General features: G+C 37.7%; 10 protein-coding genes and 5 tRNA genes. 2 read left to right on the plus strand and 13 right to left on the minus strand.

Annotation, left to right across the window (positions count from 1 at the left end):
• From GQR59_RS10510 to GQR59_RS10535, 6 genes are all read right to left on the minus strand, one after another.
• On the minus strand, positions 1 to 3039 hold a 3039-nt coding region (locus tag GQR59_RS10510; RefSeq protein ID WP_160062576.1), incomplete at its 3' end, for a beta strand repeat-containing protein.
• 764 nt (positions 3040 to 3803) lie between these two features.
• A tRNA-Val gene (locus tag GQR59_RS10515) sits at positions 3804 to 3879 on the minus strand.
• A gap of 26 nt (positions 3880 to 3905) precedes the next feature.
• Positions 3906 to 3981, minus strand: a tRNA-Val gene (locus GQR59_RS10520).
• 35 nt (positions 3982 to 4016) lie between these two features.
• Positions 4017 to 4092, minus strand: a tRNA-Val gene (locus GQR59_RS10525).
• A gap of 33 nt (positions 4093 to 4125) precedes the next feature.
• Positions 4126 to 4201: transfer RNA gene (locus GQR59_RS10530), tRNA-Val, on the minus strand.
• Between the two features lie 47 nt (positions 4202 to 4248).
• Positions 4249 to 4324: transfer RNA gene (locus tag GQR59_RS10535), tRNA-Val, on the minus strand.
• A gap of 273 nt (positions 4325 to 4597) precedes the next feature.
• On the opposite strand from GQR59_RS10535, the gene gltX reads away from it, so the two are divergent.
• Positions 4598 to 6022, plus strand: a complete 1425-nt coding sequence (gene gltX / locus GQR59_RS10540; RefSeq protein ID WP_160062578.1) for a glutamate--tRNA ligase — start codon at positions 4598 to 4600, stop codon at positions 6020 to 6022.
• Positions 6023 to 6199: 177 nt separating this feature from the next.
• Here gltX and GQR59_RS10545 read toward each other — a convergent pair whose 3' ends face one another.
• Positions 6200 to 6841, minus strand: coding sequence for a DsbA family protein (locus tag GQR59_RS10545; protein ID WP_160062580.1), 642 nt, complete (start codon positions 6839 to 6841; stop codon positions 6200 to 6202).
• Between the two features lie 203 nt (positions 6842 to 7044).
• On the opposite strand from GQR59_RS10545, the gene GQR59_RS10550 reads away from it, so the two are divergent.
• Positions 7045 to 7629 carry a thymidine kinase gene (locus GQR59_RS10550; protein WP_160062582.1) on the plus strand — a complete coding sequence of 195 codons (585 nt, stop codon included), beginning with the start codon at positions 7045 to 7047 and terminating at the stop codon, positions 7627 to 7629.
• A gap of 316 nt (positions 7630 to 7945) precedes the next feature.
• Here the strand turns inward: GQR59_RS10550 and GQR59_RS10555 are convergent, their stop codons facing one another.
• From GQR59_RS10555 to tig, 6 genes are all read right to left on the minus strand, one after another.
• On the minus strand, positions 7946 to 9844 hold the full coding sequence (locus GQR59_RS10555; protein WP_160062584.1) for a SurA N-terminal domain-containing protein: 1899 nt from the start codon (positions 9842 to 9844) through the stop codon (positions 7946 to 7948).
• A 78-nt stretch (positions 9845 to 9922) separates the two neighbouring features.
• On the minus strand, positions 9923 to 10198 hold the full coding sequence (locus tag GQR59_RS10560) for an HU family DNA-binding protein (RefSeq protein WP_025565236.1): 276 nt from the start codon (positions 10196 to 10198) through the stop codon (positions 9923 to 9925).
• Positions 10199 to 10351: 153 nt separating this feature from the next.
• Positions 10352 to 12709: an endopeptidase La gene (lon, locus tag GQR59_RS10565; RefSeq protein ID WP_160062586.1), complete on the minus strand. Its 2358-nt coding sequence runs from the start codon at positions 12707 to 12709 to the stop codon at positions 10352 to 10354.
• A 187-nt stretch (positions 12710 to 12896) separates the two neighbouring features.
• Positions 12897 to 14192 carry an ATP-dependent protease ATP-binding subunit ClpX gene (gene clpX / locus GQR59_RS10570; RefSeq protein ID WP_160062588.1) on the minus strand — a complete coding sequence of 432 codons (1296 nt, stop codon included), beginning with the start codon at positions 14190 to 14192 and terminating at the stop codon, positions 12897 to 12899.
• An 18-nt stretch (positions 14193 to 14210) separates the two neighbouring features.
• Positions 14211 to 14834, minus strand: a complete 624-nt coding sequence (clpP, locus tag GQR59_RS10575; RefSeq protein WP_025565239.1) for an ATP-dependent Clp endopeptidase proteolytic subunit ClpP — start codon at positions 14832 to 14834, stop codon at positions 14211 to 14213.
• A 114-nt stretch (positions 14835 to 14948) separates the two neighbouring features.
• A complete protein-coding gene (gene tig, locus GQR59_RS10580; RefSeq protein ID WP_160062590.1) occupies positions 14949 to 16256 on the minus strand; it encodes a trigger factor in 1308 nt (435 codons plus the stop codon).
• Positions 16257 to 16707 lie beyond the last annotated feature (451 nt).

Below are 16707 nucleotides of genomic sequence, written 5' to 3' on the forward strand. Positions count from 1 at the left end.
AACCGTGTCATCGGTTACCGCGTCAACGGTGACAGTCACTGTTTCAGTGGTGCCATCTTCATTGGTATAAGTAAACGTATCAGTGCCGTTGTAATCGGTATTCGGTGTGTAAGTCACGGTGCCATCGTCGTTGATCGTCACCGTACCGTTCTCGCCATCGGTCACAGAAGCGACGGGTGAAACCACACCATCAGCATCGGTATCGTTGGCTAACACATCAATCGTGATTGGCGTGTCTTCATTAGTCGTAGCGTTATCCGCAGCCACAACCGTATCATCGGCTATCGCGCCAATGGTGACAGTCACTGTTTCAGTAGTGCCATCTTCATTGGTATAAGTAAACGTATCAGTGCCGTTGTAATCGACATTCGGTGTGTAAGTCACGGTGCCATCGTCGTTGATCGTTACCGTACCGTTCTCGCCATCGGTCACAGAAGCGACGGGTGAAACCACGCCATCAACATCAGTATCGTTCGCTAACACATCAATCGTGATTGGCGTGTCTTCATCAGTGGTTGCGTTATCCGCAGCCACAACCGTGTCATCGGCTACCGCGTCAACGGTGACAGTCACTGTTTCAGTAGTGCCGTCTTCATTGGTATAAGTAAACGTATCCGTGCCGTTGTAATCGGCATTCGGTGTGTAAGTCACGGTGCCATCGTCGTTGATCGTTACCGTACCGTTATCGCCATCGGTCACAGAAGCAACAGGCGAGACCACGCCATCAACATCAGTATCGTTCGCTAACACATCAATCGTGATTGGCGTGTCTTCATCAGTGGTTGCGTTATCCGCAGCCACAACCGTGTCATCGGCTACCGCGTCAACGGTGACAGTCACTGTTTCAGTGGTGCCATCTTCATTAGTATAAGTAAACGTATCAGTGCCGTTGTAATCGGCATTCGGTGTGTAAGTCACGGTGCCATCGTCGTTGATCGTTACCGTACCGTTATCGCCATCGGTCACAGAAGCAACAGGCGAGACCACGCCATCAACATCGGTATCGTTCGCTAATACATCAATCGTAACCGAGGTATCTTCACTCGTTGTAGCAGTATCAGACGTTACAATAGTTGGATCATCTACCGTGGTCACACTTGGATCATCACTGACGGTGTCACCATCGGCGGTGCCGTCGTTCACGGTTAAGGTATAAGCAGGTAGCTCTTCACCACTATTAACTAATGCTGCGCCAGCTTCGGTTAAGACAACTGTATTACCCACAATTTCGTAATTAATCGTATCGCTTAAGGTAACCGTGACGTCATCGCCATCTTCATCGGTTGTTTCAAACGTTGATACCACTGCGCCTTCTACGGCACTGCCATCATCTTCAGTAAAGTCATTTGAGCTGGTAATAGTGATCGTTGGGATATCGTTTACTGTCGTGACACTTGGATCATCACTGACTGTGTCGCCATCAGCGGTGCCGTCGTTCACGGTTAAGGTATAAGCAGGTAACTCTTCACCGCTATTAACAAGTGCAACGCCAGCTTCGGTTAAGACAACGGTGTTACCCACAATTTCATAATTAATCGTATCGCTTAGGGTAACTGTAACGTCGTCGCCATCTTCATCGGTCGTTTCAAACGTTGATACCACTGCGCCTTCAACGGCACTGCCATCATCTTCAGTAAAGTCATTTGAGCTGGTAATGGTGATCGTTGGGATATCGTTTACTGTCGTGACACTTGGATCATCACTGACCGTGTCACCATCAGCGGTGCCGTCGTTCACGGTTAAGGTATAAGTAGGTAGCTCTTCACCACTATTAACTAATGCTGCGCCAGCTTCGGTTAAGACAACCGTATTACCCACAATTTCGTAATTAATCGTATCGCTTAAGGTAACCGTGACGTCATCGCCATCTTCATCGGTTGTTTCAAACGTTGATACCACTGCGCCTTCTACGGCACTGCCATCATCTTCAGTAAAGTCATTTGAGCTGATAATAGTGATCGTTGGGATATCGTTTACTGTCGTGACACCTGGGTCGTCACTGACCGTCTCGCCATCCGTTGTGCCATCGTTCACGGTTAAGGTATAAACAGGTAACTCTTCACCATTATTAACTAATGCTGCGCCAGCTTCGGTTAAGACAACGGTGTTACCCACAATTTCGTAATTAATCGTATCGCTTAAGGTAACTGTAACGTCGTCGCCATCTTCATCAGTCGTTTCAAACGTTGATACCACTGCGCCTTCTACTGCACTGCCATCATCTTCAGTAAAGTCATTTGAGCTGGTAATGGTGATCGTTGGGATATCGTTTACTGTCGTGACACTTGGATCATCACTGACGGTGTCGCCATCGGCTGTACCGTCATTCGCGGTTAAGGTATAAGCAGGTAACTCTTCACCGCTATTAACTAATGCTGCGCCAGCTTCGGTTAAGACAACCGTATTACCCACAATTTCATAATTAATCGTGTCGCTTAAGGCAACCGTGACGTCGTCGCCATCTTCATCGGTCGTTTCAAACGTTGATACCACTGCGCCTTCTACGGTACTGCCATCATCTTCAGTAAAGTCGTTTGAACTCGTGATGGTTAGAGTAGGTACTGAATTATCAATTACACCATCAGCAGTAGCATTGATATTGTTTAAACTATCATCTGTAAATGTGACGATTGGGGAAGCGTCATCATCTAAGCCTGTAGTTTGAAAATTAGTGGTTGCGATTGTTTCTTGTGCATCTCGCTCGAAATCAACAATTGTAAAACCACCGCCTGATTCTTCACCAGCCGCGGTTTCGATATCTAAATCAAAAACTTCTTCACCAAGTGCAAGTATCGCTTCGAGATCATTCACATCAATGTCAGGGTTTATGTCACCTGGAGCAGCAGATTCAGGCACATTAGGTTTCGCAGCATCAGAATTGACAGTTTCGTCATCGACTAGTGGGGGGAATTGTGGTTCGGCTGAGGTTAATGCTTCTCCAGACTGATTTAATTGCTCTTTAGCTTGATTTAACTGCTCTGTCGTTAATTCAACATCAGTATCTTTACTTTCATTAACTGGATTATTCTGTTCGGCCATGATTATTCCCCACGTGACTTTTAAAACTTCTAATAATTATGTACGACATAATTGACAATAGAGTCAGCATTAAAATTAACTATTTATGCTGTCCTTTTTAATATGATTTACTTATTTTTTAATAAAAAAGTAAAGCACTCCTAAAGTAATAACTATAGACAAATCTTTTGTAATAGTAAATTTGGTTATTAATTAACATTTAAACAATTGAAAAAATAGCTAGAAAACAAAATATATCAATGAGTTAGAAATTTATTATGTTTTATAAAACCTAGATAGACTAACTTTTGGGATACAAACTAAAAGAAAAATATAACTAAAATTTACTCATTATTAACTATTACGAATTATAGAGCACATAAGTTCACATTAAAATATAAAAATTGACTTTAAATTGCTCATTATTGACTTTTATAAAGATTATAAAATACACAAAAGATCTTAATTAGTCTTTTATCGAAATAATTATGCATGTAGAAATGAATAAAAAACGATATTTTAAATTTTTTATAATAATCACCAACTCTAAAAGTTCTTTTAAAATAGCATGAGTAATCAATTAGTTTGATAATAAAAAATAGGTAACTAGAAGTGATTTGACAAAGTATAAAAACATCTAAAAAATGAAAAATTAAATTTAAAAGGATAAAAGTAAGAATAATTAACAGAGAAAATATAGAAGATAAACGACATTCTATTGAATAAATGTCAAATATGTATATGAAATTGAATAGATAAGTAATTGCAGTAATTTAGATTAAAGATGGTGGGCGATACTGGGTTCGAACCAGTGACCCTCGCCTTGTAAGGGCGATGCTCTCCCAACTGAGCTAATCGCCCATCTTTAAATCTGTATATAAATATCATGGTGGGCGATACTGGGTTCGAACCAGTGACCCTCGCCTTGTAAGGGCGATGCTCTCCCAACTGAGCTAATCGCCCATGATAGATATATTGTTATAATAATAAATTAAAGATGGTGGGCGATACTGGGTTCGAACCAGTGACCCTCGCCTTGTAAGGGCGATGCTCTCCCAACTGAGCTAATCGCCCATCTTTAAACTTTATTCTTATAACATTTGAAAGTGGTGGGCGATACTGGGTTCGAACCAGTGACCCTCGCCTTGTAAGGGCGATGCTCTCCCAACTGAGCTAATCGCCCACTTTCAAATTTCAAAGTTTTAATTCTTTTGAAAAGAATCAGCAATATGGTGGGCGATACTGGGTTCGAACCAGTGACCCTCGCCTTGTAAGGGCGATGCTCTCCCAACTGAGCTAATCGCCCATATTACTCTTTACTAACAAAAGCATTAAATCGAATGCCGTTGTTTGTGGGGCGTATTATAGGGATCGCCTTTTTTCAGTCAAGCCATTTTTGAATAAAATTGTTGTTTTTTGTTTAACTGCTCAAAGGGTAAACAATAAATGCTTATTATTTAAGATTTGATGCCTTTTCTGAAGCAAATATGGCTTCTCGATAAATAGTTAATGTAATTAGATGGGGTTTCGTTAAAATACGGACACTATTCTTCAAGCCGTATTATAAGGAAGCTATTTAATGACAGTTAAAACACGTTTTGCCCCTAGCCCAACTGGCTATTTACACGTTGGTGGTGCGCGTACTGCACTATATTCATGGTTACATGCTAAAAGTAAAGGTGGTCAATTCGTTTTACGTATTGAAGATACCGATATCGAACGTTCTACTCAAGAAGCGGTTGATGCAATATTAGAAGGTATGGAATGGTTAGGATTAGATTGGGATGAAGGTCCATATTACCAAACTAAGCGTTTCGATCGTTATAATGAAATGGTTGATAAATTATTAGCAGAAGATAAAGCTTATAAGTGCTATGCACCAAAAACACTACTTGATGAAATTCGTGCTGAACAAGAAGCAAATAAAGAGATGGCACGATACGATGCAAGCCATCCTAAAATTATTGCTGTTAATGAAGCTGCAACAGAAGATCAACCTTGTGTTATTCGTTTCCGTAATCCAAAACAAGGAAGCGTAGTTTTTATCGATGAAATCCGCGGTAAAATCGAAATAGCTAACGAACAATTAGATGACCTTATCATTCGTCGCAGTGACGGCTCCCCTACTTATAATTTCTGTGTTGTTGTTGATGACTGGGATATGGGTATTACAAATGTTGTTCGTGGTGAAGATCACATCAACAATACTCCACGTCAAATCAATATCTATGAAGCATTAGGTGCACCAGTCCCTTCTTTTGCACATTGTTCAATGATCTTAGGTGATGATGGTGCAAAACTATCTAAACGTCACGGTGCAGTATCAGTAATGCAATATCGCGATGAAGGTTATTTACCAAATGCATTAAATAACTATTTAGTACGTTTAGGTTGGTCACATGGCGACCAAGAAATATTTTCAGAACAAGAAATGATTGACCTATTCAAATTAGAGAATGTTAGCAAATCAGCTTCTGCATTTAATACCGAAAAACTATTATGGTTAAATAACCATTACATCAAAACATCTGAACCAGAATACGTTGCAGGCTATTTACAATGGCATATGGACCAACAAAATATCGACACTTCTACTGGTCCAGCTTTAACTGACGTCATTACTGCTTTAGCTGAACGTGCTAAAACATTAGTCGAGTTAGCAAGTTCTAGTCGTTACTTCTATGAAGAATATAAAGAATTTGATGCAACAGCTGCGAAAAAACATTTACGCCCAGTAGCGAAAGAAGCATTAGTATTAGTACAAAGTAAACTGCAAGCAACTGATGATTGGTCAATTGAAAACTTACATCAAGTAATTGAAGATACAGCAACTGAGCTAGAAGTAGGCATGGGCAAAGTTGGTATGCCGTTACGTGTCGCTATTACAGGGGCAGGACAGTCTCCTTCACTTGACGTAACACTTGCATTAATTGGTAAAGAACGTAGCGTACAACGCATCTCACGTGCAATTGAATTTATCGAAGCACGTGAAAATGCAGCATAGGTAAGATGATTTAATGGTCCTACTATTATTTAGTGATCCTATCAAATGATACTAGCTAAAAAGCCCAGTATGAAAAGAATGTAGATTCGACTCATACTGGGCTTTTTTATATTTACATTATTGATGCACAGGCTTATCAAAGCCGAGTTATAGATTGTATCTCTAATCTATTCAATATTACTTTGATGCAAACTGAAGTATTTCAGTAATTTTAGAATAGGTTTTTTGCCAATCTAAATACTCTAATGCTAATGGTATATTTTTCCCCTCAATTGACAAAACTAATGAAGGAAAGCCTTGAATAGGCAATTGACGGCTTGTATTAATTTCTTCAAATAACTGTTTATTAACAGCATCATCATGTAATTGCTGTTTAAACCATGCTTTATCAAACCCAATGCCCTCAGCTAACTCAGCTAACTCATCCGTTAAAGAAGGGTTTTTTGCCTGTAAGTAATACCCTTGCTGAATAGCAAACAACATCTCTTTTTCTTTATTCTCCGTTCTTGCAACCAAACAAGCACGACAAGCTGGATACGTTGAACGCTGTGGTTTACATTCAGTCCAGAAATCAAAGTTAAATTGAGTACCTAATTTTGCATGAATATTTCGCCAGATATTCTGTAATGTTTGCTGTAAATCCACAGGCATCACAACATCAGAGTCAGGAGCTAATCCACCTAATTGATAGCGAATTTCCAATGGGTGTTCTGGTTCTAGCTCAGCTAATTTAGCTGATAACTTCAGCCAACTATCTCGGTATCCCCAACACCAGCTGCACATAGGATCATATACGTAATATAATATAGGTTTACTCATCATTTATTCCTTAAGTATTAATCTTATGTTTAAAACAAGACCTTCCCATTAAATTAAATTGATATAAAAACTATCTATGGGCAAGGATTAACATAAAATTCTATTTGGTAATGCTATTATAAGCTATACGCCCTACTATCCATAAAAGTTATTTTTCAATGAATACATAGGGTTATTAATGATATTGATTATAGGATCACATTTTGGCACAACTCTATTTTTATTACTCTGCAATGAATGCAGGTAAATCAACCTCTCTTTTACAATCATCTTATAACTATCGTGAACGCGGAATGAACACATTTGTGCTCACCGCTGCAATAGATAATCGATCAGGTGTAGGTAAAGTGTCATCACGTATTGGTATTGAAAGTGATGCACATATTTTTTCAGACACAGACGATCTAGCAGAAATGATTGGCAACATTCATCAACAACAAAAACAACACTGTATCCTAATTGATGAATCACAATTTTTAAGTAAGCAGCAAGTTAGGCAGTTAACTTACGTGGTTGATATACTCGGTATTCCAGTCTTATGTTACGGTATTAAAACTGATTTCCAAGGTGAACTTTTCCCTGGTAGCCAATATTTACTTGCTTGGGCTGATAAATTAGTAGAGTTAAAAACAATTTGTCACTGTGGGCGTAAAGCAAATATGATATTGCGTATGGATGAAAATGGTCAAGCGATACAGGAAGGAGCACAAGTTGAGATTGGTGGTAATGAAACCTATGTTTCTGTCTGTCGTAAACACTTCCGTAAAGTCTTCTGGGATAGTGAATAAGAACTCCGATAAAACACGCTAATCAACCTTTATGACTTTTTCTATTACAACTATCCAGCTAATACCGATTACATTAAATAATGTGATCTAAATTTTGCGCAGGAAAAATGAGTTAGTTCAAGGCGAAAATTGAGCTAAATGGTTGTTCCCTTTACGAAATTTACAACGAAGAAATAAGTTATTTTAACAAGTAAAATAGATAACTTAATTAGTGTGATTGGTATAAAACAACTCAGTTTAAAAATCATAAAAAATAAGCATAAAAAAAGCGGCTCAATGAGCCGCTTAATAAGTTTACACTTCTTACCTACTTTAACTAATTACCAACATTATATTCAATGTCTGCATTTGCTAATAGGTTAGTAACCAATGCTTGATAAGTTGCTTCAGAAGTACTGCGCTCTAACATCGTAGTTAATTGCGTTTTAGTTTGTTCATTCGCAGTGCTCACATCAAGCTCAATAACCTCAGACAGCTCAATCAATGCAAAATCATTTTGTGCAGTCACAACGTAATCACGTGTTACTTTATCAGCTTCAGGTTTTGCTAATTGGAATAAACGTTGAATCACTTGTGTATCGTAATCACGACTATAACGAGCAAGTGTCAGCGGAGAGGTGAAAGAAATACCTTTCTCAGCTAACTCACTATCAATTGACTCACCAGCAGCTAATTTAGCCATTAAAGAATCAACAAACTGTTTTGCAGCTTCAGCTGATTTTTGTTCTTCAAGCTGTAATGTAATTTGTTCAGAAACTTCAGCTAACGGTTTAGTTGCTGCATCTTTATGATCTTTAATATGAACAACAATAGCTTGAGCATCACTCAATTCAATAACTTCAGAGTTCAAACCTTCACTACGGAAGTTTTCATCAAATACTTGATTAAGCACTTTACTATCATTCAATGCCTCTGGTGCATCGTTAACTGAAAATAAACCACTTGTTTGTATATCAACAGCAACCTCAGCAGAAGCTTCTTCTAAGCTATCTGGAGATTCAAATGCAACTTCACTGAGACGTTGATATAAGTTGTCGTATAGCTCTTTAGTTTTTTCAGCTTTTAACGCAACTTCAATTTGCGACTTAACTTCGCTTAAAGGCAATGTTTCAGTTTCTTGCGCTTCAATTAATTTGATGATGTGAAAACCAAATTCTGATTTAACAATATCAGAAACAGGATCTGCAGAAGTTAATGTGAACGCACTTTTATCAAATGCAGGATCCATCACTCCGCGTTCAAACCAATCTAATTCGCCGTTGTTTTTAGCAGAGTAAACATCTTCTGATTTAGTTTTCGCTAGCTCAGCAAAATCAGCACCAGCTTTAACTTCAGCTAAAATAGCTTCTGCTTTTTCTTTTGAAGCAGCTGAATCACCTTGAATAAAGATATGAGCAACTTTACGACGCTCTTGGCGTTGATATTCACCTTCATGTTGTTCGTAATAAGCTTGAATATCGGCATCGCTTACTGTTACTTCTGAAGTTAATGATGCAGAATCAAGTAAAACATACTCAACATTAACTTGTTCTTCATCTTGGTATAACTCACTGTTATCCGCATAGAAAGCTTCAACTTCTTCAGGTGTAACTTCTTCAGTAGCAAGGAAGTCATCGCTTTTTATGTTTAAGATACGTGCAACACGTTTTTGGCCCTGCAATTGGCTTGCTTGATCGACTTCAGATGGCAAAACAAACTCACTACCAACGAGTGTTTCTAGTAACTGAATACGCACTAAATCAGTTTTGAAATTTTCACTAAACTGAGATGGAGATAAATTATTGTTACGTAACAATGATAAGTATAAGTTGTTATCAAATTTACCATCAACTTGGAAATCTGGTGTGTTACGAATCGCTTCTTTTACTTGTTCATCGCCAACACGTAATCCCATTTCTGCAACAGCTTGTGCAATCAAACGTTCAGTAATTAATGTTTGTGTTGCTTGAAAACGAACCTGTTGTGCAAAATTTGGACTTGAAGCAATTAAATCAAATTGTTCGCCATATTGCTGTTGTAAGCGTGCTCTTTCATTTTGATAAGCTTGTTCAACACTTTGTTGCGAAATAGCTTCACCGTTAACAGTAACCGCAGCATTTTCAGATGTAGTCCCTAAATAACCACTCACCCCTGCTAACGCAAAAGAAAGTATGATGACAATCAAAATACTTTTAGCAACGACTCCTTGAGAGCCTTCGCGTAATCTTTCTAACATAATATTTACTCTTTAAGACTAAAAACAAAAAAGCGCATCATAGGACGCGCTTAATGCATAACGGTGCTACAGAAACGATTAAACGTTGATAGCATCTTTTAATGATTTACCAGCTTTAAATGCAGGTACTTTAGCAGCTGCGATTTGAATTGGTTCATTAGTTTGTGGGTTACGACCTGTACGAGCAGCACGTTCTTTAACTGAGAAAGCACCAAAACCGATTAGAGATACGCTGTCGCCTTCAACTAAAGCAGTAGTTACACTATCGATGAATGCATCTAATGCACGACCAGCAGCAGCTTTAGAGATATCTGCGCTTTCTGCGATGTTATCGATTAATTGTCCTTTATTCATTTGTAAATCCCCTGTCTATAATAAATTGGTGCTATTTTAATTTTGAATGGCACATAGTAAAAAACTTGAGCTAGGCTACTGCGGTATTCAAATTCAAGCAAGTAAATTTCAATAAAATTAGGTAGCTAGCCCAGATTGTATGCGATTAATCACCTATTTGTCGGTTTTTCCAACAGAAAAACCTTTAATACTATCTTGTAAGGCGATTTCTAGTACTTCATCTATCCAACGTACTGGCTTAATTTCGAGTTGGTCCTTAATATTATCAGGGATTTCCTCTAAGTCACGCGTATTTTCAAATGGAATCAATACAGTTTTGATACCACCGCGTCGCGCAGCCAGTAATTTCTCTTTCAAACCACCAATAGGGAGTACTTCACCACGTAGCGTAATTTCACCTGTCATGGCGACATCAGCACGTACAGGAATGCCCGTTAAGCTTGATATTAGCACGGTACACATTGCCGCACCGGCGCTCGGTCCATCTTTAGGCGTAGCGCCCTCAGGAACGTGCACATGAATATCACGTTTTTCATGGAAGTCGCTATTAATACGCCATTCTTCTGCTTTTGCACGTACAACTGTCATTGCAGCTTGAATAGACTCTTTCATTACATCGCCTAATGAACCAGTGTAAGTTAACTTACCTTTACCCGGTACAGAGGTAGCTTCGATAGTTAATAAATCACCACCAACTGATGTCCATGCAAGTCCTGTCACTTGACCCACTTGATTTGCAGAATCAGCTTTACCAAAGTCATAGCGACGAACACCTAAATAATCTTTCAAATTATCAATAGTGACATCTATTTTTTTCAGCTTTTTATCTAATAAAATATCTTTCACTACTTTACGACAAATCTTAGAAATCTCACGCTCTAAAGCACGAACGCCAGCTTCACGCGTGTAGTAACGAACAATACCGATAATAGCGCTATCATCAATTGATATTTCAGATTCTTTTAACCCATTACGCTTAATTTGTTTGCTTAATAAATGTCCATTAGCAATGTTAAGTTTTTCATCTTCTGTATAACCCGATAAATGAATCACTTCCATACGGTCTAATAATGGACCAGGAATATTCATTGAGTTTGACGTTGCAACAAACATGACGTCAGACAAGTCATAATCAACTTCAAGATAATGGTCATTAAAACTGTTATTTTGTTCTGGATCTAATACTTCTAATAAAGCAGAAGCGGGATCACCACGCATATCAGATGCCATTTTATCAATTTCATCTAATAAGAATAATGGGTTTTTAACGCCAACTTTAGTCATCTTCTGAATTAACTTACCAGGCAATGAACCAATGTAAGTACGACGATGTCCACGGATCTCAGCTTCATCACGAACGCCACCCAATGCCATACGAACATATTTACGACCTGTAGAACGCGCGATAGATTGACCTAAAGACGTTTTACCAACACCAGGAGGACCCACTAAACATAAGATAGGACCTTTTAGTTTATTAATACGTGTTTGAACGGCTAAATACTCTAAGATACGTTCTTTCACTTTTTCAAGACCGTAATGATCTTCGTCTAATATTTCTTGTGCTTTTGCTAAGTTCTTTTTAACAGGACTACGCTTCTTCCAAGGTACATTGACTAAGCTTTCAATATAAGTACGAATAACGCTTGCTTCTGATGACATTGGCGACATCATTTTTAACTTTTTAAGCTCAGATATTGCTTTTTCTTTCGCTTCTTCAGACATGCCAGCAGCTTCGATCTTATCGGCTAATTGATCAAGATCGCTTTGCCCTTCTTCGCTATCACCTAACTCTTTTTGAATCGCTTTCATTTGCTCGTTAAGGTAATACTCACGTTGGCTACGTTCCATCTGCTTTTTAACACGGCTACGAATGCGCTTTTCAACTTTTAGAATATCTTCTTCATTTTCCATCATACCCATCAGGTATTCAAAACGTTCTGTAACATTCGTAAGTTCTAGTGCCGTTTGTTTATCTTCTAAACTTAATGGCATATGTGCAGCAATCGTATCCGCAAGACGTTCTGGTTCATCGATACCATTAACCGATGCAAGTACTTCAGGTGGAATCTTTTTATTAAGTTTAATATAAGATTCAAACTGCCCTAATACACTTCGAATAAGTGCTTCTTCTTCTTTATCATCAACGCCTTCACTTTCTAACAGCTCAATCTCTGAAAAGAAATACTCTTCGTTTTCGATATTGCGAAGAATATTCGCACGTTGCACACCTTCTACTAATACTTTCACAGTACCGTCAGGTAGTTTTAATAGTTGTAAAATATTAGCAACCGTACCAACCGTGTATAAATCTTCTATTTTAGGATCGTCTAAAGAAGCTTCAGTTTGTGCAACTAATAATACTTTTTTACCCTGCTCCATCGCAGCTTCTAGGCAGCTAATTGATTTTTTTCTGCCAACAAATAATGGAATAACCATATGCGGATAAACGACAACATCACGAAGTGGTAAGACAGGTAACGTCAACAGCTGATCTGTTTCTAATTTCATATTGTCTCCGGAAAAGAATTGAAAATTAATTCATCAATAATCACCAGTCTATAAAGTTTATTATTTAACTGATGATAAAAATATTTTAAGTTAGTTTAATACTGGGGATGGTTTGTTTTTTTTCAAGCATTTAAACAAAAAAAGAGAGCATAAAGCTCTCTTTTTTTATGATACAGCGATTAATTGCTTATTTATCAGACGATACGAGCTTATTTTCTTCTTCTGAGTAAATTAATAATGGCGATGCGTCACCTAAAATAACATTCTCATCAACCACTACTTTGCTTACATTTTCAACAGAAGGTAAGTCATACATAGTATCGAGTAATACCGCTTCAACGATAGAACGCAAACCACGAGCACCGGTTTTACGGCTCATTGCTTTCTTAGCCATCGCCGTTAATGCTTCTGGGCGGAACTCAAGTTCTACATCTTCTAAGCCAAATAAAGCAGCATATTGTTTAGTAATTGCATTTTTAGGTGCAGTTAAAATTTCAACTAATGCTTCTTCATCTAATTCAGTTAATGTTGCAACAACAGGCAAACGACCGATAAATTCAGGAATTAAACCATACTTTGCTAAATCTTGAGGTTCAACTTTCTTGAACGTATCGCTCAACGAATCTTTGTTGTCTTTGTCTTTAACCGTTGCGCCAAAACCAATACCAGCACCCGTATCAATACGTTGTTCAATAATGCTATCTAAACCAGAGAATGCACCACCACAGATAAATAATATCTTAGACGTATCAACTTGAATAAACTCTTGATTTGGATGCTTACGTCCACCTTGTGGCGGAATAGAAGCAACAGTACCTTCAATGAGTTTTAATAGAGCTTGTTGAACACCTTCACCAGATACATCACGTGTGATTGATGGATTCTCAGATTTACGCGTAATTTTATCGATTTCATCAATATAGATGATACCGCGTTGCGCTTTCTCAGGATCGTAATCACATTTCTGTAATAGTTTCTGAATGATATTTTCAACATCCTCACCAACATAACCAGCTTCAGTTAATGTTGTTGCATCTGCCATAGTAAAAGGTACGTCTAATAACCTTGCCATTGTTTCAGCGAGTAATGTTTTACCACTACCTGTTGGGCCAATTAACAAAATGTTAGATTTACTTAACTCTACACCGTCAGCCATATCACCGTACTTCAAGCGTTTATAATGATTATAAACAGCAACAGATAGCACTTTTTTTGCTAAATCTTGACCAATAACATAATCATCTAATGAAGCACGAATCTCATGTGGTGTTGGTAATTTTTTCTTACTATTATTCGTTTCAACAGTACTTGTAAGTTCTGCTATTTCTTCTTTAATGATGTCATCACAAAGATCAACACACTCGTTACAAATATAGACAGAAGGTCCAGCAATTAATTTTTTAACTTCATGCTGACTTTTACCACAGAACGAACAATACAATAAACTGCTGTTATCAGCATCATTGTTGTTTTTATCCGACATAATTATAGATATCCTTAATTATATTCTACGAGTTAAGACTGAATCGACAATACCATAATCAACTGCTTCTTGAGCTCGCATAAAGTTATCGCGGTCAGTATCACGAGCAATAACTTCAATATCTTTACCCGTATGGAATGCTAATAACTCATTCATACGCTGTTTTGTTGCAATAATTTCTTTAGCATGGATTTCAAAATCAGATGCCTGACCTTGGAAACCACCTAATGGTTGGTGAATCATAACCTTAGCATTAGGTAAAACGTGACGCTTACCTTCCGCACCACTTGCTAATAAGAATGCGCCCATACTCGCAGCCATTCCCATACAAATAGTACTTACATCAGGTTTAATAAACTGCATAGTATCGTAAATGGCCATACCAGCGCTAATTGAACCACCTGGAGAATTAATATAAATGTAAATATCTTTTTCTGTGCTTTCTGATTCTAAGAACAATAATTGTGCAGTAATCAGATTCGCCATGTGATCTTCAACAGGGCCTGTTAAAAAGATAACTCGCTCTTTTAATAGTCGAGAATAGATATCATATGAACGCTCACCTTTTGCTGTTTGTTCAACAACCATAGGGATAAGCGCGTTACTGATTTGTTCCGTATTTCCAGCAAATGGGTTGGTCATATTCCATCCTAATTATTTGTTTTTATTATATATACTAAAAATGAAAATGGCCCGAGTGAAATCACTCGAGCCATCAAAATGCATAACCAATTGAATTAATAGTTTAATAAACTATTAAGCAGCAGGTTTATTCATCACTTCGTCGAAAGATTTCTTCACTTCAGTTACTTTAGCTTTTTCAATGATAAAATCAACTGCTTGCTCTTCTAATGCAACATTTTCCATGTTTTGCATTAGCTCTTTGTTGTTTTTGTAGTACTCAACAACTTCAGCAGGATTTTCGTAAGCAGAAGCCGCATTTTCAATTAGAGAAGCCACTTTATCTTGGTCAACTTTTAATTCGTTAACTTTAATTACTTCACCTAGTAAAAGACCTACTTTAACGCGCTTTTCAGCTTGTTCAGTAAATAATTCAGCAGGTAATTCTGGTAAGTTATTTGGATCCATTTGCTTACCGTAACGTTCCATAGCTTGTTTACGTAAAACGTTAACTTCACCATCGACTAATGCTTTAGGCACTTCGATTTCGTTATTTTCAACTAATGCAGTTAATACGTTGTCTTTCGCAGTATTTTTCAATACTTGGTCAAGTTCACGTTGCATGTTTTTCTTAACGTCTTCTTTAAGTGCTTCTAAATCACCGCTTTCAACGCCGAATTTTTTAACAAATTCTTCAGTTAACTCAGGTAAGATTTGCTCTTCAACTTTCGTTAAGTTGATTTTAAACTGTGCAACTTTACCTTTCAATTCTTCTGCATGGTAATCTTCAGGGAAAGTAACATCGATGTTGAACTCTTCACCTGCTTTTTTACCAACGATGCCTGTTTCAAAACCAGGAATCATACGCTCACTACCTAGTACGATTTGGAAACCTTCAGCTTTACCGCCTTCGAAAACTTCACCGTCGATAGAACCTTCAAAATCAACCGTTACTTGGTCATCATTTTTTGAGTCACGTGCTACGTCTTTCCATTCAGCGTGTTGCTTTTGTAGTGTTACTAACATGTTATCTAAGTCAGCATCTTCAATTGTTGTTGCAACAGTATCTACAGCTAAAGAGTCTAATGCTGTTAATGCTACTTCTGGGTAAACTTCAAATGTTGCAGTGAAAACGAAATCTTCACCTTTCTTGCGAGCAAGAGGAGCAACAGCAGGCGCACCAGCTGGGTTTAATTTTTCAGCTACGATTGCTTCGTAAAAGTTGCGTTGCATGATTTCGCCGCCAACTTCTTGTTCAACAGCAGCACCAAAACGCTTAGCTATAACTGATGCAGGTACTTTACCAGGACGGAAGCCATCAACACGTTGTGTTTTAGATAGATGACGTAGACGAGCATCAAATTCTTTATCGAATGCTTCAGCGGCAACAGTAATTGTTAATACGCGCTCTAGACCTTGTGTAGATTCAACAGAAACTTGCATTTTATTTCCTTTATCTTTTACGTTAAAAATTGTTTTTACTGATAAAAAGTGTTGTTTTTTCGTTCACTTTCATCACTAAGGTGTATTTGCTTGGACTACCGCATTATAAAAATGACACCTTAATTAAAAATTAGTTTGTAATTTCTATGGTGAAATTTAAGACGCGCCATTATAGACACTGTTATAGCGTTAGTCGATAGGCAGTCCATAGGAAAAACGACATGCAAGCTCTATTTTTGTAGATCCGTCTCTATTTCGTACAATTAACGTTTAATTTTTAACAAAAATAAACCTGATTATTTCATTAACCATAATCACATTGGTTGATAATCAAACGATTTTTATTTAAGAATGAAATGCTAAAGTAAAAAGAAGTGATAAAGTATTAAACAAAAATGACTATAAAGCACACAAAATGGCTTCAGTTTTAGTAGATAAGTAAATATCAAAA

The sequence above is a fragment of the Psychromonas sp. L1A2 genome (genome assembly GCF_009828855.1).
Classification (GTDB): Bacteria; Pseudomonadota; Gammaproteobacteria; order Enterobacterales; family Psychromonadaceae; genus Psychromonas.

Bases quoted from the DNA above. Each gene is read 5' to 3' on its own strand.
- clpX (WP_160062588.1), bottom strand. From the start codon at position 14,192: ATGTCGGATAAAAACAACAATGATGCTGATAACAGCAGTTTATTGTAT.
- GQR59_RS10545 (WP_160062580.1), bottom strand. From the start codon at position 6,841: ATGAGTAAACCTATATTATATTACGTATATGATCCTATGTGCAGCTGG.
- gltX (WP_160062578.1), top strand. From the start codon at position 4,598: ATGACAGTTAAAACACGTTTTGCCCCTAGCCCAACTGGCTATTTACAC.
- GQR59_RS10555 (WP_160062584.1), bottom strand. From the start codon at position 9,844: ATGTTAGAAAGATTACGCGAAGGCTCTCAAGGAGTCGTTGCTAAAAGT.
- tig (WP_160062590.1), bottom strand. From the start codon at position 16,256: ATGCAAGTTTCTGTTGAATCTACACAAGGTCTAGAGCGCGTATTAACA.
- clpP (WP_025565239.1), bottom strand. From the start codon at position 14,834: ATGACCAACCCATTTGCTGGAAATACGGAACAAATCAGTAACGCGCTT.
- GQR59_RS10560 (WP_025565236.1), bottom strand. From the start codon at position 10,198: ATGAATAAAGGACAATTAATCGATAACATCGCAGAAAGCGCAGATATC.
- lon (WP_160062586.1), bottom strand. From the start codon at position 12,709: ATGAAATTAGAAACAGATCAGCTGTTGACGTTACCTGTCTTACCACTT.